This window comes from Pseudomonas linyingensis (assembly GCF_900109175.1).
Classification (GTDB): domain Bacteria; phylum Pseudomonadota; class Gammaproteobacteria; order Pseudomonadales; family Pseudomonadaceae; genus Geopseudomonas; species Geopseudomonas linyingensis.
Window position 1 is genome coordinate 232,017 of record NZ_FNZE01000004.1, and the last position, 23,767, is coordinate 255,783.

Consider the following 23,767-nt stretch of genomic DNA (forward strand, 5'->3'; position numbering starts at 1 on the left):
CAGGCCCGTCACGTCGCACCGGGTAAACTGGCCCGAGCCTTCCCGTACTAGTCAGGAGTCCGCATGGATCTGCTACTCGACCTGTTCGTCACCCTGTCGCGCTGGTGCCGCAGCCATCTCGACGAGATCGCCCTGGCGGTGGTCGCCGCGCTGCTGGTGCTGTTCGGCCCGCGGCTCAACGCCTGGCTGCAGCGCCAGGTTGGCAGCCTGAACTTCGTGTTCCGCACCCTGCTGTTCATCCTGCTCTGCGCCATCGGCTACGGCATGGTCATCGTGCATGCCACCCCCTGGCTGGCCAAGGGCCTGGCGCAGCTGAACAACTACACCCTGGCGCCGGCGCTGCTGTTGGTGTTCATCGGCATCGGCGTGATCGCCGAGCGGCGCTGAGCGACCGCCAGAAACGACAAAGCCGGGCAATGCCCGGCTTTGTCGCATCAGCAGCGCCTCACTCCACGCGTTGGAACTTCAGATCCCACACGCCATGGCCGAGGCGCTCGCCGCGGCGCTCGAACTTGGTCACCGGGCGCTCCTCGGGACGCGGCACGTAGGCGCCGTCCTCGGCCAGGTTGCAGTAGCCGGGCGCCGCACTCATCACTTCCAGCATGTGCTCGGCGTAGGGTTGCCAGTCGGTGGCCATGTGCAGCACGCCACCGATCTTGAGCTTCTGGCGCACCAGCTCGGCGAACGCCGGCTGCACGATGCGCCGCTTGTTGTGCTTGGCCTTGTGCCAGGGATCGGGGAAGAACAGCAGCACGCGATCCAGGCTGGCGTCGGCCACGCACTGGCGCAGCACGTCCAGCGCGTCGCAGCTGTACACGCGGATGTTGCCGAGGTTCTGCGCCAGGGCGCCGCTGAGCAGGGCACCGACGCCCGGCTTGTGCACCTCGACGCCGATGAAGTCCTGCTCGGGGGCGGCAGCGGCCATCTCCAGGGTCGAGTGGCCCATGCCGAAGCCGATCTCGAAGGTACGCGGCGCGCTGCGGCCGAAGACCTGGTCGAAGTCACGCAGGCCGTCCTCCAGTTCCAGGCCGAACTTCGGCCAACCCTGGTCGAGGCCGCGCTGCTGGCCCTCGGTCACCCGCCCGGCACGCATCACGAAGCTCTTGATGGTGCGCAGGCGGCGCACTTCGCCGGCAGCTTGCGGCGCTTGTTGGATTTCGTCAGTCATGAACACTTTCGCTGTAAAGACAAACGAGCCCTGCCCTCGCGGACAGGACTCGCTGTGCTGAAGTCGGGGCAGCGCCGGGGCCTGCCCATGTAAACATCGCTTAGCGGATCAGCCCTTCCAGCGGCGACGAGGCGCTGGCATACAGCTTCTTGGGCATGCGTCCGGCCAGGTAGGCCAGGCGCCCGGCGACGATGGCGTGCTTCATCGCCTCGGCCATCACTATCGGGTTCTGGGCGTGGGCGATGGCGCTGTTCATCAGCACCGCCTCGCAGCCCAGCTCCATGGCGATGGCGGCATCCGAGGCGGTGCCCACGCCGGCATCCACCAGCACCGGCACCTTGGCTTCCTCGAGGATGATGCGCAGGTTGTACGGGTTGCAGATGCCCAGGCCGGTGCCGATCAGACCGGCCAGCGGCATAACCGCGATGCAGCCGATCTCGGCCAACTGGCGGGCGATGATCGGGTCGTCGCTGGTGTAGACCATCACGTCGAAGCCGTCCTTGACCAGGGTCTCGGCGGCCTTGAGGGTCTCGATCACGTTGGGAAACAGGGTCTTCTGGTCGGCCAGCACTTCCAGCTTGACCAGCTTGTGGCCGTCGAGCAGTTCGCGGGCCAGGCGGCAGGTGCGCACCGCTTCCACCGCGTCGTAGCAGCCGGCGGTGTTGGGCAGGATGGTGTACTTGTCCGGCGAAATCACGTCGAGCAGGTTGGGCTCGCCGGGGTTCTGGCCGATGTTGGTGCGACGCACGGCGACGGTGACGATCTCCGCGCCGGAGGCCTCGATGGCCAGGCGGGTCTCGTCGAGATCCTTGTACTTGCCGGTGCCGACCAGCAGACGCGAGTGGTAGGTGCGGCCGGCAAGGACCAGCGGCTTGTCGGTGCGGGAAGACTGGGTCATGGAAGGCTCCATACGGGCGGGCGGGAACGGGTAATGGACGACGGTACGGGTGACAGCCGACTAGCCGCCGCCGATCGCATGCACTACCTCGATGCGGTCGCCCTCACCGAGGCGGGTCGCGGCATGCTGGCTGCGCGGCACGATATCGAGATTGAGTTCGACCGCCACACGCTTGCCGGTCAGCTCGAGCCGCTCCAGCAGGTCGGCGACGGACAGACCGTCGGGCAGGTCGAGGGCTTCGCCATTCAGCTGAATGTGCATGGGTATCCGCTCGCAAACACAGGGAAAGCCGGCATTCTAGCGCCGATCACGGAGGATGACCAAGACAGCGGCCCGACGGCCTAGTGGTGGCGCGCCTGGGCGCTCCAGGCGCCGATCCCCAGGCACAGCCAGCCGGCGAGGAAGCAGGTGCCGCCCAGCGGGGTAACCATGCCCAGCTTGCCCACGCCGCTCAGGGTCAGCAGGTACAGGCTGCCGGAAAACAGCAGGATGCCGACGGCGAACAGGCTGCCGGCCGCGCCCAGCAGGCGCGAATGCCAGCGCAGCGCCAGCACGCCGACGCCGAGCAGGGCCAAGGCGTGGACCAACTGGTAGAGCACGCCGGTGTGGAACACCGCCAGGTATTCGGGGCTCAGGCGGCCACGCAGGCCGTGGGCGGCGAAGGCGCCGAGGGCCACGCCGGTGAAACCGTAGAGCGCGGCGAGCAGGACGAACAGACGTGGCATGGGCAGATCCCTGCATGGAGATGGAGCGGCGCATGATCGCCCCGCGCGCCGGCGCTGGCAAACCCAGAAACACGACGGCCTGCCGGCAGCCACGCCGAGCAGACCGGTATACTGGCGGCCCGTTTCGATACCCGGTTCGCCATGCGCCGCCCTCCTCTCCGTCGCCTGCCCGCCCTTGCCGCACGCCTGCTGCTCGGCGCCCTGCTGGCCAGTGCTCTGCTGGTGCTGGCCCTGCGCTGGCTGCCGCCGCCGGGCAGCGCACTGATGGTCGAGCGCAAGCTCGAGTCCTGGCTGGACGGCGAGCCGATCGACCTGCAGCGCGACTGGCGCCCCTGGCAGGAGCTGCCGGACGATCTCAAGGTGGCGGTGATCGCCGCCGAGGACCAGAAGTTCGCCGAGCACTGGGGCTTCGATGTCGCCGCGATCCGCGCCGCCCTGGCCCACAACGAGCGCGGCGGCAATCTGCGCGGCGCCAGCACCCTCAGCCAGCAGGTGGCCAAGAACCTGTTCCTCTGGTCCGGGCGCAGCTGGCTGCGCAAGGGTCTGGAAGCCTGGTTCACCCTGCTGATCGAGACCCTGTGGCCGAAGCAGCGCATCCTCGAGGTGTACCTGAACACGGTCGAGTGGGGCAACGGCGTGTTCGGCGCCGAGGCCGCAGCCCGCCACCATTTCGGCAAGGGCGCGCCCTACCTGTCGCGCCAGCAGGCCAGCCTGCTCGCCGCCGTACTGCCCAACCCGCGCGTGTGGAGCGCCGGCCGGCCGGGGGCCTACGTCAGCCGTCGGGCCAACTGGATTCGCCAGCAGATGTGGCAGCTGGGCGGCAGCCACTACCTCAGGCGCCTCTAGACGCGGCAGGAACACCAGGCACAAAAAAACCGCAGCCAGGGATGCGGTTTTTTTGTGCGCCGAAGCCGCTGCTGGTCAGGCCAGCAGACGGCCCTTGAGCTTGCCCATGGCGTTCTTTTCCAGCTGGCGGATGCGCTCGGCGGAGACGCCGTACTTGGCGGCCAACTCGTGCAGGGTGGCCTTCTCCTCGCTCAGCCAGCGCTGCTGGAGAATGTCGCGGCTGCGCTCGTCGAGGCCTTCCAGGGCGTCGTGCAGGCTGGCGTTGGCGCTGTCGCTCCAGTCGGCCTCTTCCAGCTGGCGCGCCGGATCGTAGCGGTTGTCTTCCAGATAGTGCGCCGGCGACTGGAAGGCCGAGTCGTCGTCGGCATCGCTGGCCGGATCGAAGGCCATGTCCTGACCGGTGAGACGGCTTTCCATCTCGCGCACTTCGCGGGCTTCGACGCCCAGCGTCTGCGCGACGGCGTTGACCTCGTCGTTGTTCAGCCAGGCCAGGCGCTTCTTCTGGCTGCGCAGGTTGAAGAACAGCTTGCGCTGTGCCTTGGTGGTGGCGACCTTGACGATGCGCCAGTTACGCAGGATGAATTCGTGGATCTCGGCGCGGATCCAGTGCACGGCGAACGACACCAGGCGCACACCCATTTCCGGGTTGAAGCGCTTGACCGCCTTCATCAGGCCGACGTTGCCTTCCTGGATCAGATCGGCCTGGGCCAGGCCGTAACCGGAGTAGCTGCGGGCGATGTGCACCACGAAGCGCAGGTGCGCGAGCACCATCTGCCGGGCGGCCTCGAGGTCCTGCGCGTAGTACAGACGCCCGGCCAGCTCGCGCTCCTGCTCGGCCGACAACAGCGGGATGCTGTTGACCGAATGCACGTAGGCCTCCAGGTTGGCGCCGGGAGCCAGAGCATATACAGGTTGCAGAGACGTGGACATGGACATCCTCCAAGGTACCTAATCAGCTCATGACTATAGCACTGTGCCAATAAGACGGGGAACACCCACGAAAAGTTCCCTTACACTTCAAAAAAACCAATAAAATCAAATAGTTACTACTGCGGCTCGAGCTGACGCAGGTGCCGGGCGACCGCCAGCCAGGCGCCGACCCAGCCCAGCAGCACGGCACCGACCAGCAGCGACAGGCCATCCTCGGCCGGCACGCCACCGAGGGCGAACTGGCTGTCGTACAGCCCGGCCAGACCCACCACGGATTCGTTCAGCCAGCCCAGGCCGTACTCCAGCAGCCCCCAGGCCAGTAGACCGGCGCCGATGCCGTAGAATGCCCCGGTATACAGGAACGGCCGGCGCACGTAGCCGTCGGTGCCGCCGACCAGCTTGATCACTTCGATCTCGGCGCGGCGGTTCTCGATGTGCAGGCGGATGGTGTTGCCGATCACCAGCAGCAGAGCGAGGATCAGCACCACCGCCAGGCCGAAGATGAAGCGCTCGCCGAGCTTGAGGATGGCGCCGAGGCGCTCGACCCACAGCAGGTCGAGCTGCGCCTGCTCCACGCCGGGCAGCACCGCGAGACGCTCGCGCAGGGCAGCCAGGGCGGCCTTGTCGATTTCCTGCGGGGTGACCAGCACCACCGCCGGCAGGGGATTCTCCGGCAGTTCCTTGAGCGCGTCGCCGAGACCCGAATGCTGCTGCAGCTCGCTCAAGGCCTGCTCGCGACTGACCCACTCGGCGGCCAGCACCTCCTCCATGCCGGCGATCTGCTCGCGCAGGGACTGGCCCTCGACGTCGGCCACCTCGAGCTTGAGGAACACCGAGATCTGCGCGGCGCGCTGCCAGGAGCCGCCGAGGCGCTCGACGCTGTCGAGCAGCAGGGCCAGGCCCATCGGCAGCGACAGGGCGATGCCCATCACCAGACAGGTGAGAAAGCTGCCGAACGGTTGGCCCGCCAGGCGGCGCAGGCTGTCGACCAGGCTGGCGCGATGGCTGTCCAGGTAGGCGCGCAGCAGGCCGCTCCAGTCGCTGGCCTCGTCCTCCTGCAGGTGGCGCTGACGCTGCTCCGGCGCGCCTTCCTCGGCGCCGCGCGGCAACTGCTTGGTCGCGCTCATCAGGCCGCCTCCCCGTCGCCGATCAGGCGACCACGTTGCAGGGTCAGCAGGCGATGGCGCATGCGCGCGATCAGGGCAAGGTCATGACTGGCGATCAGCACGGTCGTCCCCAAGCGGTTGATGTCCTCGAAGACGCCCATGATCTCGGCGGCCAGGCGCGGATCGAGGTTGCCGGTCGGCTCGTCGGCCAGCAGCAGGGCCGGCTGGTGCACCACTGCGCGGGCGATGCCGACGCGCTGCTGCTGGCCGCTGGACAGGTCGCTCGGCAGCAGCTCGCCCATCTCCTGGAGCGATACCCGCTCCAGCGCGGTGTCCACCCGCTGGCGGATTTCCTCACGCGGCAGACCGAGGATCTGCAGCGGCAGGGCGACGTTGTCGAACACGCTGCGGTCGAACAGCAGGTGGTGGTTCTGGAACACCACGCCGATCTGCCGGCGCAGAAAGGGAATTTCCGAGCTGCGGATCGAGCCGATGTCCTGGCCGGCCAGCAGCAGCTTGCCGCTGGTCGGACGCTCCAGCGCCAGCAGCAGGCGCAGCAGGGTGCTCTTGCCCGCCCCGGAATGGCCGGTGACGAACAGGAACTCGCCGCGCCGGGCACGGAAACTCAGCTCGTGCAGGCCGACATGGCCGTTGGAATAGCGCTTGCCTACCTGCTCGAACTGGATCATGCCTGCTCCTGTCCCGCAAACAGCGCCCTCACGAAGGCATCGGCCTCGAACGGACGCAGATCGTCGATACCCTCGCCGACGCCGATGTAGCGGATCGGCATCTGCATCTGCTTGGCCAGGGCGAAGATCACCCCGCCCTTGGCGGTGCCGTCCAGCTTGGTCAGCGCCAGGCCGCTGAGGTTGACCGCCTGGTGGAACAGCCGCGCCTGGCTGAGGGCGTTCTGCCCGGTGCCGGCATCCAGCACCAGCAGGGTCTCGTGCGGCGCGCTGTCGTCGAGCTTGCCGATCACCCGGCGGACCTTCTTCAGCTCCTCCATCAGGTTGTCCTTGGTGTGCAGGCGTCCGGCGGTGTCGGCGATCAGCACGTCGATGCCGCGGGCCTGGGCGGCCTGCACCGCATCGAAGATCACCGAGGCGGAGTCGGCACCGGTGTGCTGGGCGATCACCGGAATTCTGTTGCGCTCGCCCCACACCTGCAGCTGCTCGACGGCGGCGGCACGGAAGGTGTCGCCGGCGGCGAGCATGACCTTCTTGCCCTCGTCCTGCAGCTTCTTGGCCAGCTTGCCGATGGTGGTGGTCTTGCCGGCGCCGTTCACGCCGACCACGAGGATCACGTAGGGCTTGCGGCCGCTGTCGATGACCAGTGGCTGCTCGACCGGACGCAGGATGGCCGCCAGCTCCTCCTGCAGCGCCTTGTACAGCGCATCGCTGTCGGTCAGCTCCTTGCGCGCCACGCGCTTGGTCAGGCTCTGGATGATCGCGTTGGTCGCCTCGACGCCGACGTCGGCGGTCAGCAGGCGGGTTTCCAACTCGTCGAGCAGATCGTCGTCGATGGCCTTCTTGCCGAGGAACAGGCTGGCCATGCCCTCGCCGAGGCTGGCGCTGGTCTTGGCCAGGCCGGCGCGCAAACGGGCGAAGAAGCCCGGCTTGGCCGGCGCCTCGGCGGCGACCGGGGCGGGCGGCGCGGCGGATTCGGGGGCCGTGGGTTCAGGAGCGGCGGGCGCGGGGACTGGGGATTCAAGGGCAGCGGCGGCGGCGAGCGGCTCGACAACCGGCTGCGGAGCGGGCTCGGGCTCGATGACCGACGGCGCGACCACCGCGGGCGCTTGCGGCTCGGCCTGCACGGCCGCGGGCGCTGCGGCGGCGACCGGCTCGGCCACCCCCTCCGGCGTCTCGGACGCAGCAGCAGGTACCGGCTCGGCGGCGGCCGCTTGCTCTTCGACCTGCGCCGGGCCCTTCTTGCGGAACCAGCCGAACAGGCCTTTCTTTTCTCCGCTATCCGGAGTCTTCTTGTCGTCTTTGGAACCAAACATGGACGGCTTGCATCTCAAGTGGGCGGCTGCGCACCGACGTGGCCGCCAGGAAATCGGTTGGGTATCCTAGCACCTCCTCGCCCGCCGGCGCCAAAACCGGCCGGCAGTCTGAAAAGGCACTATTGATGAATGCATTCGCGCGCCGCGTCGCCAGCCTGTTGCTGAGCGCTCTCTGCCTGCCGCTGAGCGCCCTGGCCGCCAGCGGCCAGCCCACCCACGAGTTCCGCCTGGACAACGGCCTGACCGTGATCGTGCGCGAGGACCACCGCGCGCCGGTGGTGGTCTCCCAGCTGTGGTACAAGATCGGCTCCAGCTACGAGCGCCCCGGCTTCACCGGCCTGTCGCACGCCCTCGAGCACATGATGTTCAAGGGCAGCGCCCGTCTCGGCCCCGGCGAATCGTCGCGCATCCTGCGCGAACTGGGCGCCGAGGAGAATGCCTTCACCAGCGACGACTACACCGCCTACTATCAGGTGCTGGCCCGCGATCGCCTGGAAGTCGCCCTGGAAATGGAGGCCGACCGCCTGGCCAGCCTGGCCCTGCCGGCCGACGAGTTCAGCCGCGAGATCGAGGTGATCAAGGAGGAGCGCCGCCTGCGCACCGAGGACAACCCCTCCTCGCTGGCCTTCGAGCGTTTCAAGACCGCTGCCTACCCGGCCACCGGCTATCGCAACCCGACCATCGGCTGGATGAGTGACCTCGAGCGCATGACGGTGGACGACCTGCGTGCCTGGCACAAGGACTGGTACAGCCCCAACAACGCCACCCTGGTGGTGGTCGGCGACGTCACCGCCGACGAGGTGAAGACCCTGACCGAGCGCCATTTCGCCGCCATCCCGGCCCGCCCGCTGCCGACCGCCAAGGCGCCGCTGGAGCTGCCCGCGCTCGGCGAGCGACGCCTGACCCTGCGGGTCAAGACCCAGCTGCCCAGCCTGCTGCTCGGTTTCAACGTGCCGGGCCTGGCCAGCAGCGACAACCCCCGCGAAGTACACGCCCTGCGCCTGATCGCCGCCCTGCTCGACGGCGGCTACAGCGCGCGCCTGCCCAGTCGCCTCGAGCGCGAGCAGGAGCTGGTGACCGGCGCTTCGGCTTGGTACAACCCGTTCACCCGCGGCGACAGCCTGTTCATCCTGTCCGCCCGTCCCAACGTGCAACAAGGCAAGACCCTCGAGCAGGTCGAGGCCGGCCTGTGGCAGGAGCTGGAACTGCTCAAGAGCCAGCCACCCAGCGCCGAGGAAGTGGCGCGGGTGCAGGCCCAAGTGATCGCCGGCCTGATCTACGAGCGCGACTCCATCGCCAGCCAGGCCACCGGCATCGGCCAACTGCAGGCCGTCGGCCTGTCCTGGCAGCTGCTCGACCAGGAGCTCGAGGCCCTCAAGGCGGTCACCCCCGCCGACATCCAGGCCGCCGCCCAGCGCCTGTTCCAGCGCGAGCGCCTGACCCTGGCTCAGGTGCTGCCGCTGGCCAGCACCGAGCCGACCACCGCGGAGACCCGCCATGAATAAACGCCACCTGCTGCTCGCCCTGGCGCTGCTGGTCCTGCTCGGCCTGTTGCTGCTGGTCAGTCGCCCGGTGGCCGAACCGGATCAACCTGCCCCCGCGGCACCCGTCACCAGCAGCGCACCGGCCGCGGCGCCGAAGATCGCCTCGCTGGCCGGCATCAACGGCCAGGCCCTGGCCCGCCGCCACCTCGACATCCAGCGCTGGGAAACCGCCGAAGGCGCCCGCGTGCTGTTCGTCGAGGCCCGCGAGCTGCCGATGTTCGACCTGCGCCTGACCTTCGCCGCCGGCAGCAGCCAGGACGGCGCCACGCCCGGCTTGGCCATGCTGACCAACGCCATGCTCAACGAGGGCATCGACGGCCGCGACACCACCGCGATCGCCGCCGGCTTCGAGGGCCTCGGCGCCCAGTTCGGCAACGGCGCCTACCGCGACATGGCGGTCGCCTCGCTGCGCAGCCTGTCGGCCGCCGAACAGCGCGAACCGGCGCTGGCGCTGTTCGCCCAGGTGGTCGGTGCACCGAACTTCCCCGACGCCGCCCTGGCGCGGCTGAAGAACCAGATCCTCGCCGGCCTCGAGCAGCAGAAGCAGAACCCCGGCAAGCTGGCCAGCATCGCCCTGTTCCAGCAGCTGTACGGCGCGCACCCCTATGCCCCGCCGAGCGACGGCACCCTGGAGAGCGTCCCGGCCCTCGACCGCGCCCAGCTGGCCGCCTTCCACGCCCGCGCCTACGCCGCCGGCAACGCGGTGATCGCCCTGGTCGGTGACCTCTCGCGCAGCGAGGCCGAGGCCATCGCCACCCAGCTCTCCGCCAGCCTGCCCAAGGGGCCGGCCCTGCCTGCCCCGCCAGCACCGCAGGCACCGGCCGCCGCCCGCCAGCACATCGAGTTCCCCTCGCAGCAGACCCACCTGATGCTCGCCCAGCTCGGCATCGAGCGCCGCGACCCGGACTACGCCGCGCTCTACGTCGGCAACCAGATCCTCGGCGGCGGCGGCTTCGGCAGCCGGCTGATGGAAGAGGTGCGCGAGAAGCGCGGCCTGACCTACGGCATCTACTCGGGTTTCACCCCGATGCAGGTGGCCGGGCCGTTCATGATCAACGTGCAGACCCGCGCCGAACTGAGCGAGGCCACCCTCGAGCTGGTCCGTGCGCTGGTGCGCGACTTCGTCGCCCAGGGGCCCAGCGAAGAGGAGCTGAAGCAGGTCAAGCGCGAGCTGGCCGGCAGCTTCCCGCTGACCACCGCCAGCAACGCCGACATCGTCGGCCAGCTGGCCGCCATCGGCTTCTACGACCTGCCCAGCACCCAGCTGGAAGACTTCATGAACCAGGTGCAGCAGCTCAGCGTCGCGCAGGTCCGCGAGGCCATGGCCCGCCACCTGGATGCCGATGCCTTCGTGGTGGTCTCCAGCGGCCCCACGGTCGCCCAGCAGCCGCTGCCGCCCCCTGTCGAACGTCCCGCCGTGCAGAGCGCCGGCGTACCGGAGCACTGATGGCCAGATCCCCCGCAAAACCCGCCCGCGCCACCGCCAGCCAGGGCCAGCTGCGCATCATCGGCGGCGACTGGCGCTCGCGGCGCCTGAGCTTTCCCGATGCGCCCGGCCTACGCCCGACGCCGGACCGGGTGCGCGAGACCCTGTTCAACTGGCTGGCGCCCTACGTGGGCGCCGCCCGCGTGCTCGACCCCTTCGCCGGCAGCGGCGCGCTGCTCCTCGAAGCCCTGTCGCGTGGCGCCAGCCGCGGCCTGGCCCTGGAGCTGAATCCGGCGGCGGTCAGCGCCCTGCGCGGCAATCTCGAACTGCTGCGCGCCGGCAACGGCGAAGTGCGCCAGACCGATGCCCTGCAGCACCTGCAGGGTGCCGCCGCCGAACCCTTCGACCTGGTGTTCCTCGACCCGCCGTTTCACAAGGACCTGCTCGCCCCCGCCTGCCAGCTGCTCGAAGAGCGCGGCTGGCTGGCCCCCCGCGCCTGGATCTATACGGAGAGCGAGAACGCGCCGTCCAGTCTCGGCCTGCCGGGCAACTGGCGTCTGCACCGCGAGAAGCACACCGGCCAGGTACACTATGCGCTGTGGCAGCGCCAGGCGCTGGCCGAGTCCACCGGCGCCTGACTGCGCACTCGCAGCGCACCGCAGCCGGACGCTGGCGCGCCAAGTTTTTGTCGACCCCGTCACAGCGCAAGCATTAACTGCGTCACATTGCTGCAAAAATGACAGCCGGGACGATATCCTTGGCGGCGCTGTCCAACCGCACCCCGACTGCTGCGCGGTGGACCAGGAGTCGCATGCCCGCCCCTCACGATGCCTCACCCAGCCGCTGCAGCCGACGCTGCCAGTGGCTGCTCTGTTGCCTGCTGACCCTGGTTGGCCTGGCTCTCACCGCACTGCTGGCCCGCCAGCTCTGGCAGGACAGCCAGGCCCATGTCCGCCACCAGTTCGAGCATCTGGCCGAGGAGCGCTTCGCCCGCCTGGACACACGCCTGAAGGAGCGCCAGCGCGACCTCGACAGCGTGCGCCGCCTGTTCGAGAACTCCGGCGAGGTGACCCGCGCCGAGTTCGAGCAGTACACCCAGCCCCTGCTGAGCGACAACCTGGCGCTGTCCTGGGCGCCGCTGCTGCAGCTCGACGCCCACGACCCCGACGCGCAGCTGCACGCCTTCACCCAGCACGCCGAGGCCCTGGTCGGCAGCCACTTCCGGCTGCGCGAAGCCGATCACGCCGGCAACCTGCAGCCCCTGCAGGCCCGCGACCGCTACTTCCCACTGCTGTTCAGCGTATCGCGCAGCATCGCCGAGCTGCCGCTGGGTCTCGACATGGCCTCGCCCGGCCCGCGCCGGGACGCCCTCGAGGAAGCCATCAACAGCCAGCAGATCGGCGCCAGCGCCATCCTGCGCTTCACCAGCGGCGCCGAGGAGGACCGCCTCGGCCTGCTGCTGGTTGCGCCGGTGCGGGCAGCAGCCAGCACGCAGCACGCCCGCGTCGCTGAGGCCCCGCTGCTGGGTGCGCTGTTCAGCGCCATCAGCCTGCGCCAATTGCTGGACGAGAGGCAGGCAACCCTCGGCGGCCTGGCCCTGGAGCTTCATGACCTCGAGCAGGCCGGCAGTCCGCCGCTGTACCGGCTGGGCAGCCCCGTCCACGACAGCCCGCTGCAGGCCAGTCGCGAGCTCCGCTCCGGGCACTGGCACTACCGCTTGGTGCTGCGCCCCACCGCCCGCTTCCTCGACCAGCATCCCAGCCTGGCCGCCTGGAGTGTGGCCCTGCCGGGCGCCAGCCTCAGCCTGCTGCTCGGCCTTTTGCTGTTCGTCCTGCTCAGCCAACGCCAGCGCGCCCTGGCCCTGGTCGAGCGGCGCACCGCCGAGCTGCAGCGCAACCGCGAGGCGCTGCGCATCAGCGAGGAGCGCTGGACCCTGGCCCTCGACGGCATCGGCGACGGAGTCTGGGACTGGGACCTGCAGAGCGACCGCCTGTACTTCTCGCCGACGTGGAAGGCGCTGCTCGGCTACGCCGAGGACGAGATCGGCGACAGCCCGCAGGAGTGGCGCGACCGCCTGCATCCGGAGGATGCCGCCCGCTGCGAGCACGCCCTGCACGAATGCCTGGCCGGGCGCACGTCGATGTACCGCTGCGAGAAGCGCCTGCGCTGCAAGGACGGCAGCTGGCTGTGGCTGCTGGCCCGCGGCAAGGTGGTCGAGCGCCGGGCCGACGGCCAGCCGCTGCGCATGATCGGCACCCACGTCGACATCTCGAGGCGCAAGACGCTGGAACTGGAGCTGCGCCAGAGCAATGCCCGCCTGCAGCGCCTGCTCGAGGCCGCCAGCCAGGTGGCCATCATCGGCGTCAGCGCGGACGGCCTGATCCGCACCTTCAATGCCGGTGCGCAGCGCCTGCTCGGCTACGAGCGCGGGGACATCCAGCAGCAGCCGGTCGACCCGCTGCTGGACGGCCCCCAGCTGGCTGCCAGTGCCGGCCTGAGCGTGCCGCCGGGCGGCGCCCTGGCGCTGCTGGAAGCGCTGCTCGACCCGCAGCACCAGCACCGCGAGCTGGAAACCATCCTGCTGCGCCGCAACCGCACGCCGCTGCACGTGACCCTGATGCTCTCCGCCATCATCGAGCCCGACGGCCAGCGCGGCGGCTACCTGCTGATCGCCCTCGACATCGGCGAGCGCCTGCGCGCCCGCCAGGCCCTCGAGGAGCGCAGCCAGCTGCTGGAAAAGCTCGGTGCCCAGGTGCCCGGCAGCATCTTCCAATACCGCCTGTTCGCCGACGGCCACAGCTGCTTTCCCTATGCCAGCGCCGGCATCCGCGAGGTCTACGAGGTGGAGCCGGAGCAGGTGCGCGGCGATGCCAGCGCGGTCATCGAGCGCATCCATCCGCTCGACCGCCAGCGGATCATCGACTCGATCCAGCAGTCGGCCCGCGAGCTGACCCGCTGGCAGGAGGACTACCGCGTGCAGCTGCCGCAGCGCGGCCTGCGCTGGCTGCGCGGCGAGTCGGTGCCGGAACGCCTGGCCGACGGCTCGGTGCTCTGGCACGGCTTCATCGCCGACATCAGCAGCCTCAAGCAGGTCGAACACGAACTGCGCACGCTGACCATCACCGACCCGCTGACCGGCATCCACAACCGCCGCTACTTTCTCGACCATCTGGACATCGAGCTGGAGCGCCGCACCCGCACCCGGCGCCCACTCAGCCTGGTCATGCTGGATATCGACCATTTCAAGCGGGTCAACGACACCTGGGGTCACGATGCCGGCGATCAGGTGCTCCAGGAGCTGTGCCGGCGCATCGGCGCGCGCCTGCGGCGGATCGACATGTTCTGCCGCCTCGGCGGCGAGGAGTTCGTCATCATCTGCCCCGAGACCGAGGCAGGCCAGGCCGCCCACCTGGCCGAAGCCCTGCGCCAACTGGTGCAGGACACGCCCTTCGCCCAGGTCGGCGCGGTCACCGCCAGCTTCGGGGTCAGCAGCGCGCGCCCCGGCGACAGCCACGAGAGCCTGCTGCTGCGCGCCGACCAGGCGCTGTATGCCGCCAAGGACGCCGGGCGCAACCGGGTATGTAGCGAGCCGCAATTCGAGGAAGCCTGAGCCGGCCCACAGGTTCGGCTTGGCCGCCCCGCCGGCGCTGCGCTACCATCCGGGCCTCCTACGCCCCCTAAAGCAGGACCACAGGATGAACCGAGCGCTTTACCCGGGCACTTTCGACCCGATCACCAAGGGCCATGGCGATCTGATCGAGCGCGCCGCCCGGCTGTTCGACGAGGTGATCGTCGCCGTGGCCGCCAGCCCCAAGAAGAATCCCCTGTTCAGCCTGGACAAGCGCGTCGAGCTGGCCGAGGCGGTGACCGCCCACCTGCCCAACGTGCGGGTGATCGGCTTTTCCAACCTGCTGGCCCAGTTCGCCCAGCAGCAGCAGGCCAACGTGCTGCTGCGCGGTCTGCGCGCGGTGTCGGACTTCGAGTACGAGTTCCAGCTGGCCAACATGAACCGCCAGTTGGCACCGCAGGTGGAGAGCCTGTTCCTTACCCCGTCCGAGCAGTACTCGTACATTTCCTCGAGTCTGGTGCGGGAAATCGCGGCGCTCGGCGGCGAGATCGGCAAGTTCGTCCACCCGGTTGTCGCCCAGGCCCTGCACGAACGCTACCCGGGTTGAGACACACGGACGCATGCAGGCCGCGTACAGTTGCGGCACAATAAGCACGTTGACCGTTCCTGCGTCTGGAGTAGTTCCCATGTCCCTTATCATCACCGACGACTGCATCAACTGCGACGTCTGCGAGCCTGAGTGCCCCAACGGCGCCATTTCCCAGGGCGAGGAGATCTATGAGATCGACCCGAACCTGTGCACCGAATGCGTCGGCCACTACGATGAGCCGCAGTGCCAGCAGGTGTGCCCGGTGGACTGCATCCCGCTGGACCCGAACCATGTGGAAAGCCGCGACGAGCTGATGCAGAAATACCTGATCATCAGCGGCAAGGCCTGATCCACCGCCAGCGCCCTGCGCCGAACAGAACGCCGGCCACCCCGCCCAGGGTGGCCGGCGTTTTTCATTCCAGGCGGATCAGCGGCGCCTCGTCCTCGCCGCGGAATGGCAGCTGCGGCATGATCTCGCGCCCCTCGCCCAGCCCCAGCAGCAGCACGTTGCGCAGGCTCTGGCCGATGCGGCTGGCATAGCCCAGGTCGTTCATCAGCGAGCTGGCCTGCAGGCCGTCCAGGCGCTTCTCGCGCACCGCGGCGAACAACCGCTCGCGGAAGGCGGCATCGAACTTCGCCGCCTGGCTGTCGAACAACTCCAGACGCGCCTTGAGCGTCTCCGCCGGCAGATCGAGCAGACTGATGGCGCGCATCTCGCGTAACACCCAGAGCAGCTGGCGGCGCAGATCGGCATAGGCGGCACTCACCGCCGGCTCGCCGTTGACCAGCAGGCGACCGAGGTTCTTCTGCAGATGCTTGGCGTCCTTCACCGCGTCCACCAGCTGCAGCGCCACCAGCTGGCTGGCGATCCACGCCCGGCTGTGCGCCTCGTCCAGGCTGACTTCCAGGCGCCCCATGTAGCTGACCAGGTCGCTGTACACGCCCTTGATATGGCGCTGGTACAGCTGCTCGGCATCCAGGGTGCGCCCGGCCGTCTGCGCCGAACTGCGCAGCAGCGCCTCGTCGACCTGCCGGCTGCCCAGCTGGTCGACCGGCAGGTACAGGGCGTGGCATATCACCTCCAGGCTGAGACGCGCCAGATGCTGCAGCTCGCGCGCCACCGCCTGCACCGCGGCACCGGCCGAGCCCAGTGCGCTCTCGTCGAGGTAGCGGGCATGGGTGACCGCCGGCGCCTGCGTCGCACCCTGCATCTCGGTGATCAGCACCTGCGGTTCGGCAACATCCGGCAGCCAGCGCTCCAGACGGACAGCCAGACCGCGATGCCAGGGCACGAACAGCAGCAGGCCGAGGCCGTTGAACAGGGTATGGAACAGCGCCAGCTTGAGCAGGGCGTTGTCGCCCAGGCCGAGCCAGGCGGCGATCTGCCCGGTCAGCGCCGCCAGGGGCGCAACCAGTAGGATGGCCAGCCCCCCCGTACCCAGGTTGAACAGCACATGACCGAGGGCCAGACGCTTGCCGGCGCGCGCGCCGCCCAGCGAGCCGAGCACGGCGGTGATGGTGGTGCCGATGTTGGCACCGATGGCCAGCGCAAAGGCCTGCTCGAGGCCGACCTGCCCGCCTGCCAGGGCAGTCAGGGTCAGCATCAGCGCCGCATGGCTGGACTGCAGCAGCACCGTTGCCAGCAGGCCGGCGCCGACGAACAGCAGGGTGCCGAGCAGCCCCGGCACCCGGATGCTGGCCGGATCCAGCCAGGCGGTGGCGCCGGAGAAACCGCTCTGCATCAGATCGATGCCGAGGAACAGCAAGCAGATGCCGAACAGCAGCCGACCGATGCCCTTCGCCCGCGGGCCGTTGAAGCCGAGCAGGATGCCGATCACCGCCAACGGCAGGGCCAGGGAGCCTAGGCTGGCACTCTGCCCGGCCAGCGCCAGCAGCCAGATGCCGCTGGTGGTGCCCAGATTGGCGCCGAAGATGATGCACAGCCCCGCCGCCAGGCCGATCAGCCCGGTGCCGAGGAAGGCGATGGTCAGCAGGGACACCAGCGAGCTGGACTGCACCAGCGCGGTGGCCAGGATGCCGAAACCGAGACTCTTCCAGACCCCATCGGTAGCCTTGGCCAGAATCCGCTCCAGCCTGCCGCCGGCCAGCATGCGCAAGCCTTCCTCCAGGCACTGCATGCCGAACAGGAACAGCGCCAGGCCACCGGCCAGCTGGGTCCAGCCTGTGCTGAACCAGAACGACACCAGCAGCGCCGCCACCAGCAGCCAGATCACCACTTCATTCGCCGCATGCCTGGACAAGACGTCCCTCCCTTGAGCGCGCGCGAACCTGCCGCCGCTGTCGTTCATTACAGCTGAATCAGCGGCGCCTCGTCTTCACTGCGGAACGGCAGCTGCGGCAACAGCTCGTGCGCATCGCCCAGGCCCAGCATCAGCACGTTGCGCAGGCTCTGGCTGATGCGGCTGACGTAGCCCAGATCGTTCATCAGCGAGCTGGCGTGCAGGCCGTCCAGCTTGTTCTCGCGCACCGCCGCGAACAGCCGCTCGCGGAACTGGCCATCGAACTTCGCCGCGGCGCCGTCGAACAGCTCCAGCCGCGCCCTGAGCGCCTCCTCCGGCAGATCGAGCAGACTGATCACGCGCATTTCGCGCAGCACCCAGAGCATGTGCCGGCGCAGCTCGGCATAGGCCGCGCTCACCGCCGGCTCGCGGCCGTTGAGCTGGCGGCCGAGGTTCTTCTGCAGGTGCTTGGCATCCTTGACCGCATCCACCAGCTGCATGGCCAGCACTTGGCTGGCGATCCATTCCCGGTTGTGCGTCTCGTCCAGATTGGCCTTCAAGCGGCCCATGTAGCTGACCAGGTCGCTGTACACGCCCTTGATGTGGTGCTGGTACAGCTGCTCGGCATCCAGGCCACGGCTGGCCCCCTGCGCCGCATCCTGCAAGGCACGCTCGTCGACCTGCGCACTGCGCAGCTGATCGACCGGCAGGTACAGCGCATGGCAGATCACCTCCAGACTCAGGCGCGCCAGGTGCTGCAGCTCGCGGGCCACCGCCTGCACGGCGGCATCCGCCGAATCCAGCGCGTTGTCGTCCAGGTAGCGGGCGCGGGTCACCACCTGCAGCGCCACCGGCTGCGCCTGGGCCTGCACCTCGGCGATCAGCACACTGGGCTCGGCCAGCTCGGGCAGCCAGCGCTCCAGTGCCGTGGCCAGACGCGGATGCCAGGGCACGAACAGCAGCACCCCCAGGCCATTGAACAGGGTATGGAACAGCGCCAGCTCCAGCAGCGCGTTGCCGGCAAAGCCGGACAGCTCCGCCAGCCATAGCACCAGCGCTGTAAGTGGCTGCAGGAAGACCAGGGCGAGCAGCGCCACCCCGCTGTTGAACAGCACGTTGGCCAGCGCCAGGCGCTTGCCGGCCCGCCCACCGCCCAGCGAGCCGATCACCGCGGTCAGCACGCCGCCGACATTGGTGCCGATGGCCAGGGCAAAGCCCTGATCGACATCGATCTGCCCCGAGGCCAGCGCGGTCAGCACCAGCATCAGGCTGGCATGGCTGGACTGCACCACCGCGGTGACCAGCGCGCCGATGCCGACGAACAGCAGGATGCCCAACAGCCCCGGCACCTTGAACTGCGCCGGATCGAACATCGCCGTGGCGTCGGTGAAGCCGCCCTTGATCAGGTCGATGCCGAAGAACAGGAAGCAGATGCCCAGCAGCACCCGCCCGGCGCCCTTGCTTCTGGGGCCGTTGAAGCCGAGCAGGATGCCGAACACCGCCAGCGGCAGGGCCATGTCGGCCAGGCTGGCGCTCTGCCCGGCCAGCGCCAGCAGCCAGATGCCGCTGGTGGTGCCCAGGTTGGCACCGAAGACGATGCACAACCCCGCGCCCAGGCCGATCAGCCCGGTGCCTAGAAAGGCGATGGTCAGCAGCGACACCAGGGTACTGGACTGCACCATCACCGTGGCCAGCACGCCGAAGGCCAGGCTCTTCCAGGTCCGGTCGGTGGCCTTGGCGAGGAAACGTTCCAGCTCGCTGCCGGCCAGCAGGCGCAACCCCTCCTCCAGACACTGCATGCCGAACAGGAACAGGGCGAGGCCGCCGGCCAGCCGCGTCCAGCCGCTGCTGAACCAGAACGACGTAGCCAGTGCGATGGCCAGCAGCCACATCACGACGGTATTAGCGGTTTTACTGGACAAGACGGCCCTCGGCTGACAACCCACGGTGCACGTTCAAGGAGATACCGCAGAGCACCTCTGCGCACGAGAGGAAGCGGCATGACAAGGGAATGACGAACAGATGACCGTCACGCGGGCAATTCTGCCCGAAAACGCAGCGGGAAGGGGAAGGTGCGCGGGAGCGCAGGATGGGCGCCCGGACGGGCGCCCGAATCCGCTTTAACGCTGGTACGACTGGTTCTGACCCCAGGAGCTGGTGCAGCCCAGGCAGCGCACGAAGGCTTCGCGGCCCGGCTCGCCGATCAGCGCATCCGCGGACTCCCCGACGTTGCCGCCCAGCGCCGAGAACGGCAGGCTGACGACGAAGACCGCCGCACCGATGATGGTGCCGGCGATCAGCAGCGGACGGGCGATCAGCAGGTCGCCGACCATGGCGTAGGCCGGCGGAGCCTCCAGGGTGTAGGTGGGATCGCCGCTGACGTTGTCCTGGGAAGCAGACGCGGACAGCGGAAGGGAGGCCAGACCGGTGGTCAGAAGCAGGCCAAGGGCTGTGGAACGGAACAGATTCATGCGCAGGGTCCTTTTTGCCGCGTTGCACGTGGGGATAACTATATCAGCGAATCGCCGGCCGCCAGCGTGAACGCCGTCAATCGCTGCGGCCAGACCGGCGAGGAAACCGCCCGGCAAAACCGCCTGCGCTCGCCGGAGCCGGCGCGTCACTCAGCGCTGACAGCGCGGACAGTACACGCTGGCGCGCTGGCCCAGCTTGACCTCGCGCAGGGTGCTGCCGCAGACCTTGCAGAACTCGCCGCCGCGGCCGTAGACGAACAGCTCCTGCTGGAAGTAGCCGGGCTTGCCGTCGCCGCCGACGAAGTCGCGCAGGGTGGTGCCGCCGCAGTCGATGGCCTGGGCGAGGATGCGCCGGATGTCATCGGCCAGCCTCACATAGCGCGCCCGCGAGATGCTGCCGGCCTCGCGGCGCGGGTCGATGCCGGCGGCGAACAATGCCTCGGTGGCGTAGATGTTGCCCACGCCGACCACCACCGCGTTGTCCATGATGAACGGCTTGACCGCCACACGCTTGCCGCGCGACAGCTGGTACAGGCGTTCGCCGTCGAAGTCCTCGCCCAGCGGTTCCGGCCCCAGCTTGCGCAGCAGTTCGTGATTGAGCGGGTCCAGGCTCCACAGCAGCGCGCCGAAGCGCCGCGGGTCGGTGTAGCGCAGCGCCAGGCCGGAATCCAGCTCGATGTCGACGTGCTCGTGCTTGGCCGCCGGCAGGCCGGCCTCGATCAGGCGCAGGCTGCCGGACATGCCGAGGTGGCCGATCAGGGTGCCGCACTCGGCGCCGATCAGCAGGTATTTGGCGCGCCGCTCGACCCGCTCGATGCGCTGGCCGGACAGACGCACGTCGAGATCTTCGGGGATCGGCCAGCGCAGGCGGCGCTCGCGGACGATCACGCGAGTGACGCGGTGGCCCTCCAGATGCGGGGCGATGCCGCGGCGGGTGGTTTCGACTTCGGGCAGTTCGGGCATGGCGGCAGGCACGGGCAGAACAGGGGGCGTCAACATAGCAGGATTGCCGCCACCGCTCACCTCCGCGCGCCAGCCGGCAGGCGCCCGGCGCCCCGCCTTCCGCTATACTGCGCGCTTTTTGCGAGAGTGCCCCATGACCCTGCCCAGCCTGCGACTGAAAGCCAACGCCGAGCGCCGCCTGCGCGCCGGCCACCTGTGGGTCTACAGCAACGAGGTGGACGTGGCGGCCACCCCGCTGTCGCTGTTCGGCGCCGGCGACCAGGCCATCCTCGAGATGAGCAACGGCAAGCCGTTGGGCATCGTCGCGATCAGCCCGCAGAACCTGATCTGTGCCCGCCTGATCTCCCGCGACACCAAGCACATCCTCGACAAGTCGCTGCTGGTGCACCGCATCAACGTCGCCCTCAGCCTGCGCGAGCGCCTGTTCGACAAGCCGTTCTACCGCCTGGTCTACGGCGACTCCGACCTGCTGCCCGGTCTGGTGGTCGACCGCTTCGGCGACTACCTGGTGGTGCAGATGGCCTCGGCGACCATGGAGCATCACAAGCACCACCTGATCGAGGCGCTGGTCCAGGTGATCAAGCCGGCCGGCATCCTGCTCAAGAACGACTCCGCCGCCCGCGATGCCGAGGGCCTGCCGCGCTACGTCGACAGCGCCTACGGCCAGGTCCCCGAGTGGGTGGCGCTGGAAGAGAACGGCGTCAAGTTCGAGGCGCCGGTGCTCAGCGGCCAGAAGACCGGCTGGTTCTACGACCACCGCATGAACCGCGCGCGCCTGGCCCCCTACGTCAAGGGCAAGCGCGTGCTCGACCTGTTCAGCTACATCGGCGGCTGGGGCGTGCAGGCCGCGGCGTTCGGCGCCTCCGAGGTGATGTGCGTGGACGGCTCGGCGCTGGCGCTGGACGGCGTCGAGCGCAACGCCGCGCTGAACGGCGTCGCCGACAAGATGGCCTGCGTCGAGGGCGACGTGTTCGAGGCGCTCAAGGAGCTGAAGGCCGCCGAGGAGCGCTTCGACGTGATCGTCGCCGACCCGCCCGCCTTCATCAAGCGCAAGAAGGACCTCAAGAACGGCGAAGCCGCCTACCGCCGCCTCAACGAGGCCGCCATGCGCCTGCTCAGCCGCGACGGCATCCTGGTCAGCGCCAGTTGCTCGATGCACCTGCCCGAGGACGACCTGCAGAACATCCTGCTGTCCAGCGCCCGCCACCTCGACCGCCACATCCAGCTGCTCGAGCGCGGCGGCCAGGGCCCGGACCATCCGGTACACCCGGCGATCCACGAGACCCGCTACATCAAGAGCCTGACCTGCCGCATCCTGCCCAACTGAGGCCGTTCCTCGCCGACACGTGGTGCGCCTGGCGCACCACGCCTGTCCCGCCACGATGCACCCGCCCGCCAATCGCGGTATTCTGAGCAACTGAATATCTGCCTGATTTCCGGGAACCCGCCATGCCTGACTATCGCTCGAAAACCTCCACCTTCGGCCGCAACATGGCCGGTGCACGCGCCCTGTGGCGTGCCACCGGGATGAAGGACGAGGACTTCAAGAAGCCGATCATCGCCATCGCCAACTCCTTCACCCAGTTCGTGCCCGGCCACGTGCACCTGAAGGATCTGGGCCAGCTGGTCGCCCGCGAGATCGAGAAGGCCGGCGGCGTGGCCAAGGAGTTCGACACCATCGCCGTCGACGACGGCATCGCCATGGGCCACGACGGCATGCTCTATTCGCTGCCGAGCCGCGAGATCATCGCCGACTCCGTCGAGTACATGGTCAACGCCCACTGCGCCGACGCCATCGTGTGCATCTCCAACTGCGACAAGATCACCCCCGGCATGCTGATGGCCGCCCTGCGCCTGAACATCCCGGTGGTGTTCGTCTCCGGCGGCCCGATGGAAGCCGGCAAGACCAAGCTGGCCAGCCACGGCCTCGACCTGGTCGATGCCATGGTCGCCGCCGCCGACGACAGCTGTTCGGACGAGACCGTCGCCGAATACGAGCGCAGCGCCTGCCCGACCTGCGGCAGCTGCTCCGGCATGTTCACCGCCAACTCGATGAACTGCCTGACCGAGGCCCTCGGCCTGGCGCTGCCGGGCAACGGCACCACCCTGGCCACCCACGCCGACCGCGAGCAGCTGTTCCTGCGCGCCGGCCGGCTGATCGTCGAGCTGTGCCAGCGCTACTACGGCGAGAACGACGAGTCGGTGCTGCCACGCAACATCGCCAACCGCAAGGCGTTCGAGAACGCGATGACCCTGGACATCGCCATGGGCGGCTCGACCAACACCATCCTGCACCTGCTGGCCTCCGCCCAGGAAGGCGAGGTCGACTTCGACCTGCGCGCCATCGACGCCCTGTCGCGTCGCGTGCCGCAGCTGTGCAAGGTGGCACCGAACATCCAGAAGTACCACATGGAAGACGTGCACCGCGCCGGCGGCATCTTCTCGATCCTCGGCGAACTGGCCCGGGGCGGCCTGCTGCACACCGACGTGCCGACCGTGCACAGCAAGACCATGGCCGACGCCATCGCCCAGTGGGACATCACCCAGACCCGCGACGAAGCCGTGCACACCTTCTTCAAGGCCGGTCCGGCCGGCATCCCCAGCCAGACCGCGTTCAGCCAGGCGACCCGCTGGCCAACGCTGGACACCGACCGCTTCGAGGGCTGCATCCGCAGTGTCGAGAACGCCTACTCCCAGGAAGGCGGCCTGGCCGTGCTGTACGGCAACATCGCCCTCGACGGCTGCGTGGTGAAGACCGCCGGCGTCGACGAATCGATCCACGTGTTCGAAGGCTCGGCGAAGATCTACGAGAGCCAGGACGCCGCGGTGAAGGGCATCCTCGCCGACGAGGTCAAGCCGGGCGACATCGTGATCATCCGCTACGAAGGCCCGAAGGGCGGTCCGGGCATGCAGGAAATGCTCTACCCGACCTCGTACCTGAAGTCCAAGGGCCTGGGCAAGCAGTGCGCCCTGCTCACCGACGGCCGCTTCTCCGGCGGCACCTCGGGCCTGTCGATCGGCCACGCTTCGCCGGAAGCCGCCGCAGGCGGCGCCATCGGCCTGGTCGAGGAAGGCGACAAGATCCTCATCGACATCCCCAACCGCAGCATCAACCTGCTGGTCGGCGATGACGAACTGAAGGCCCGCCGCCTGCACCAGGACCACAAGGGCTGGAAGCCGGCCGCGCCGCGCGCGCGCAAGGTCAGCACCGCGCTGAAGGCCTACGCCCTGCTCGCCACCAGCGCCGACAAGGGCGCGGTGCGCAACAAGGCGCTGCTGGAGGACTGATAG

The 23,767-nt window shown here is 68.9% G+C and carries 22 protein-coding genes; 10 read left to right on the forward strand and 12 right to left on the reverse strand.

What is annotated here, in order from left to right; genetic code table 11:
* Positions 1-63 precede the first annotated feature (63 nt).
* Positions 64-387: a DUF3392 domain-containing protein gene (locus BMZ19_RS06990; protein ID WP_090308899.1), complete on the forward strand. Its 324-nt coding sequence runs from the start codon at positions 64-66 to the stop codon at positions 385-387.
* Between the two features lie 58 nt (positions 388-445).
* On the opposite strand, the gene trmB is transcribed toward BMZ19_RS06990, so the two are convergent.
* The 4 genes from trmB to BMZ19_RS07010 all read right to left on the reverse strand — a co-directional run bounded on the left by trmB (position 446) and on the right by BMZ19_RS07010 (position 2,791).
* Positions 446-1,117 (reverse strand): tRNA (guanosine(46)-N7)-methyltransferase TrmB, encoded by a 672-nt coding sequence (gene trmB / locus BMZ19_RS06995; RefSeq protein WP_244517123.1) that lies wholly within the window; start codon positions 1,115-1,117, stop codon positions 446-448.
* A 151-nt stretch (positions 1,118-1,268) separates the two neighbouring features.
* Positions 1,269-2,066 (reverse strand): thiazole synthase, encoded by a 798-nt coding sequence (locus tag BMZ19_RS07000; protein WP_090308904.1) that lies wholly within the window; start codon positions 2,064-2,066, stop codon positions 1,269-1,271.
* A 60-nt stretch (positions 2,067-2,126) separates the two neighbouring features.
* Positions 2,127-2,327 (reverse strand): sulfur carrier protein ThiS, encoded by a 201-nt coding sequence (gene thiS / locus BMZ19_RS07005; protein WP_090308907.1) that lies wholly within the window; start codon positions 2,325-2,327, stop codon positions 2,127-2,129.
* Between the two features lie 80 nt (positions 2,328-2,407).
* Entirely contained in the window at positions 2,408-2,791 is a 384-nt protein-coding gene (locus tag BMZ19_RS07010) for a DUF423 domain-containing protein (protein ID WP_090308909.1), read from the reverse strand.
* Between the two features lie 141 nt (positions 2,792-2,932).
* Between BMZ19_RS07010 and mtgA the strand changes: the two genes are divergently transcribed.
* A complete protein-coding gene (gene mtgA / locus BMZ19_RS07015; protein ID WP_090308912.1) occupies positions 2,933-3,637 on the forward strand; it encodes a monofunctional biosynthetic peptidoglycan transglycosylase in 705 nt (234 codons plus the stop codon).
* Positions 3,638-3,712: 75 nt separating this feature from the next.
* Here the strand turns inward: mtgA and rpoH are convergent, their stop codons facing one another.
* From rpoH to ftsY, 4 genes are all read right to left on the reverse strand, one after another.
* Entirely contained in the window at positions 3,713-4,567 is an 855-nt protein-coding gene (rpoH, locus tag BMZ19_RS07020) for an RNA polymerase sigma factor RpoH (protein ID WP_090308915.1), read from the reverse strand.
* 116 nt (positions 4,568-4,683) lie between these two features.
* A complete protein-coding gene (ftsX, locus tag BMZ19_RS07025; protein ID WP_090308918.1) occupies positions 4,684-5,694 on the reverse strand; it encodes a permease-like cell division protein FtsX in 1,011 nt (336 codons plus the stop codon).
* The gene (gene ftsE, locus BMZ19_RS07030; protein WP_090308921.1) at positions 5,694-6,362 is read right to left on the reverse strand and encodes a cell division ATP-binding protein FtsE; all 669 of its coding nucleotides are present in this window, start codon (positions 6,360-6,362) and stop codon (positions 5,694-5,696) included. Before ftsE ends, ftsX begins: the two co-directional genes overlap by 1 nt.
* Positions 6,359-7,675 carry a signal recognition particle-docking protein FtsY gene (gene ftsY / locus BMZ19_RS07035; protein ID WP_090308924.1) on the reverse strand — a complete coding sequence of 439 codons (1,317 nt, stop codon included), beginning with the start codon at positions 7,673-7,675 and terminating at the stop codon, positions 6,359-6,361. Before ftsY ends, ftsE begins: the two co-directional genes overlap by 4 nt.
* Before the next feature lie 125 nt (positions 7,676-7,800).
* Between ftsY and BMZ19_RS07040 the strand changes: the two genes are divergently transcribed.
* The 6 genes from BMZ19_RS07040 (at position 7,801) to BMZ19_RS07065 (ending at position 15,151) form a co-directional block, all read left to right on the forward strand.
* Positions 7,801-9,180, forward strand: a complete 1,380-nt coding sequence (locus tag BMZ19_RS07040) for a M16 family metallopeptidase (RefSeq protein ID WP_090308927.1) — start codon at positions 7,801-7,803, stop codon at positions 9,178-9,180.
* Positions 9,173-10,666, forward strand: coding sequence for a M16 family metallopeptidase (locus BMZ19_RS07045; protein ID WP_090308931.1), 1,494 nt, complete (start codon positions 9,173-9,175; stop codon positions 10,664-10,666). Before BMZ19_RS07040 ends, BMZ19_RS07045 begins: the two co-directional genes overlap by 8 nt.
* Complete coding sequence (gene rsmD / locus BMZ19_RS07050; protein WP_090308933.1) at positions 10,666-11,283, forward strand: 16S rRNA (guanine(966)-N(2))-methyltransferase RsmD; 618 nt, start codon at positions 10,666-10,668, stop codon at positions 11,281-11,283. The genes BMZ19_RS07045 and rsmD overlap by 1 nt, the downstream gene beginning before the upstream one ends.
* A 173-nt stretch (positions 11,284-11,456) precedes the next feature.
* On the forward strand, positions 11,457-14,255 hold the full coding sequence (locus BMZ19_RS07055; RefSeq protein ID WP_170847715.1) for a diguanylate cyclase: 2,799 nt from the start codon (positions 11,457-11,459) through the stop codon (positions 14,253-14,255).
* A gap of 85 nt (positions 14,256-14,340) precedes the next feature.
* Complete coding sequence (gene coaD / locus BMZ19_RS07060) at positions 14,341-14,820, forward strand: pantetheine-phosphate adenylyltransferase (protein ID WP_090308940.1); 480 nt, start codon at positions 14,341-14,343, stop codon at positions 14,818-14,820.
* A 79-nt stretch (positions 14,821-14,899) separates the two neighbouring features.
* Complete coding sequence (locus BMZ19_RS07065; protein ID WP_090212384.1) at positions 14,900-15,151, forward strand: YfhL family 4Fe-4S dicluster ferredoxin; 252 nt, start codon at positions 14,900-14,902, stop codon at positions 15,149-15,151.
* Between the two features lie 64 nt (positions 15,152-15,215).
* Here BMZ19_RS07065 and BMZ19_RS07070 read toward each other — a convergent pair whose 3' ends face one another.
* The 4 genes from BMZ19_RS07070 to mutM form a co-directional block, all read right to left on the reverse strand.
* Complete coding sequence (locus BMZ19_RS07070; protein ID WP_090308944.1) at positions 15,216-17,111, reverse strand: Na/Pi cotransporter family protein; 1,896 nt, start codon at positions 17,109-17,111, stop codon at positions 15,216-15,218.
* Positions 17,111-18,934 (reverse strand): Na/Pi cotransporter family protein, encoded by a 1,824-nt coding sequence (locus BMZ19_RS07075; protein ID WP_090308947.1) that lies wholly within the window; start codon positions 18,932-18,934, stop codon positions 17,111-17,113. Before BMZ19_RS07075 ends, BMZ19_RS07070 begins: the two co-directional genes overlap by 1 nt.
* 228 nt (positions 18,935-19,162) lie before the next feature.
* Positions 19,163-19,513: a multidrug transporter gene (locus BMZ19_RS07080; protein ID WP_090308949.1), complete on the reverse strand. Its 351-nt coding sequence runs from the start codon at positions 19,511-19,513 to the stop codon at positions 19,163-19,165.
* Positions 19,514-19,663: 150 nt separating this feature from the next.
* Positions 19,664-20,476, reverse strand: coding sequence for a bifunctional DNA-formamidopyrimidine glycosylase/DNA-(apurinic or apyrimidinic site) lyase (gene mutM / locus BMZ19_RS07085; protein ID WP_090308952.1), 813 nt, complete (start codon positions 20,474-20,476; stop codon positions 19,664-19,666).
* 133 nt (positions 20,477-20,609) lie between these two features.
* Between mutM and BMZ19_RS07090 the strand changes: the two genes are divergently transcribed.
* The gene (locus BMZ19_RS07090; RefSeq protein ID WP_090308954.1) at positions 20,610-21,803 is read left to right on the forward strand and encodes a class I SAM-dependent rRNA methyltransferase; all 1,194 of its coding nucleotides are present in this window, start codon (positions 20,610-20,612) and stop codon (positions 21,801-21,803) included.
* A 122-nt stretch (positions 21,804-21,925) separates the two neighbouring features.
* Complete coding sequence (ilvD, locus tag BMZ19_RS07095) at positions 21,926-23,764, forward strand: dihydroxy-acid dehydratase (protein WP_090308957.1); 1,839 nt, start codon at positions 21,926-21,928, stop codon at positions 23,762-23,764.
* Positions 23,765-23,767: the final 3 nt, after the last annotated feature.

Bases quoted from the DNA above. Each gene is read 5' to 3' on its own strand.
- BMZ19_RS06990 (WP_090308899.1), top strand. From the start codon at position 64: ATGGATCTGCTACTCGACCTGTTCGTCACCCTGTCGCGCTGGTGCCGC.
- BMZ19_RS07000 (WP_090308904.1), bottom strand. From the start codon at position 2,066: ATGACCCAGTCTTCCCGCACCGACAAGCCGCTGGTCCTTGCCGGCCGC.
- thiS (WP_090308907.1), bottom strand. From the start codon at position 2,327: ATGCACATTCAGCTGAATGGCGAAGCCCTCGACCTGCCCGACGGTCTG.
- BMZ19_RS07010 (WP_090308909.1), bottom strand. From the start codon at position 2,791: ATGCCACGTCTGTTCGTCCTGCTCGCCGCGCTCTACGGTTTCACCGGC.
- mtgA (WP_090308912.1), top strand. From the start codon at position 2,933: ATGCGCCGCCCTCCTCTCCGTCGCCTGCCCGCCCTTGCCGCACGCCTG.
- rpoH (WP_090308915.1), bottom strand. From the start codon at position 4,567: ATGTCCACGTCTCTGCAACCTGTATATGCTCTGGCTCCCGGCGCCAAC.
- ftsX (WP_090308918.1), bottom strand. From the start codon at position 5,694: ATGAGCGCGACCAAGCAGTTGCCGCGCGGCGCCGAGGAAGGCGCGCCG.
- ftsE (WP_090308921.1), bottom strand. From the start codon at position 6,362: ATGATCCAGTTCGAGCAGGTAGGCAAGCGCTATTCCAACGGCCATGTC.
- ftsY (WP_090308924.1), bottom strand. From the start codon at position 7,675: ATGTTTGGTTCCAAAGACGACAAGAAGACTCCGGATAGCGGAGAAAAG.
- BMZ19_RS07040 (WP_090308927.1), top strand. From the start codon at position 7,801: ATGAATGCATTCGCGCGCCGCGTCGCCAGCCTGTTGCTGAGCGCTCTC.
- BMZ19_RS07045 (WP_090308931.1), top strand. From the start codon at position 9,173: ATGAATAAACGCCACCTGCTGCTCGCCCTGGCGCTGCTGGTCCTGCTC.
- rsmD (WP_090308933.1), top strand. From the start codon at position 10,666: ATGGCCAGATCCCCCGCAAAACCCGCCCGCGCCACCGCCAGCCAGGGC.
- BMZ19_RS07055 (WP_170847715.1), top strand. From the start codon at position 11,457: ATGCCCGCCCCTCACGATGCCTCACCCAGCCGCTGCAGCCGACGCTGC.
- coaD (WP_090308940.1), top strand. From the start codon at position 14,341: ATGAACCGAGCGCTTTACCCGGGCACTTTCGACCCGATCACCAAGGGC.
- BMZ19_RS07065 (WP_090212384.1), top strand. From the start codon at position 14,900: ATGTCCCTTATCATCACCGACGACTGCATCAACTGCGACGTCTGCGAG.
- BMZ19_RS07070 (WP_090308944.1), bottom strand. From the start codon at position 17,111: ATGAACGACAGCGGCGGCAGGTTCGCGCGCGCTCAAGGGAGGGACGTC.
- BMZ19_RS07075 (WP_090308947.1), bottom strand. From the start codon at position 18,934: ATGTGGCTGCTGGCCATCGCACTGGCTACGTCGTTCTGGTTCAGCAGC.
- BMZ19_RS07080 (WP_090308949.1), bottom strand. From the start codon at position 19,513: ATGAATCTGTTCCGTTCCACAGCCCTTGGCCTGCTTCTGACCACCGGT.
- mutM (WP_090308952.1), bottom strand. From the start codon at position 20,476: ATGCCCGAACTGCCCGAAGTCGAAACCACCCGCCGCGGCATCGCCCCG.
- BMZ19_RS07090 (WP_090308954.1), top strand. From the start codon at position 20,610: ATGACCCTGCCCAGCCTGCGACTGAAAGCCAACGCCGAGCGCCGCCTG.
- ilvD (WP_090308957.1), top strand. From the start codon at position 21,926: ATGCCTGACTATCGCTCGAAAACCTCCACCTTCGGCCGCAACATGGCC.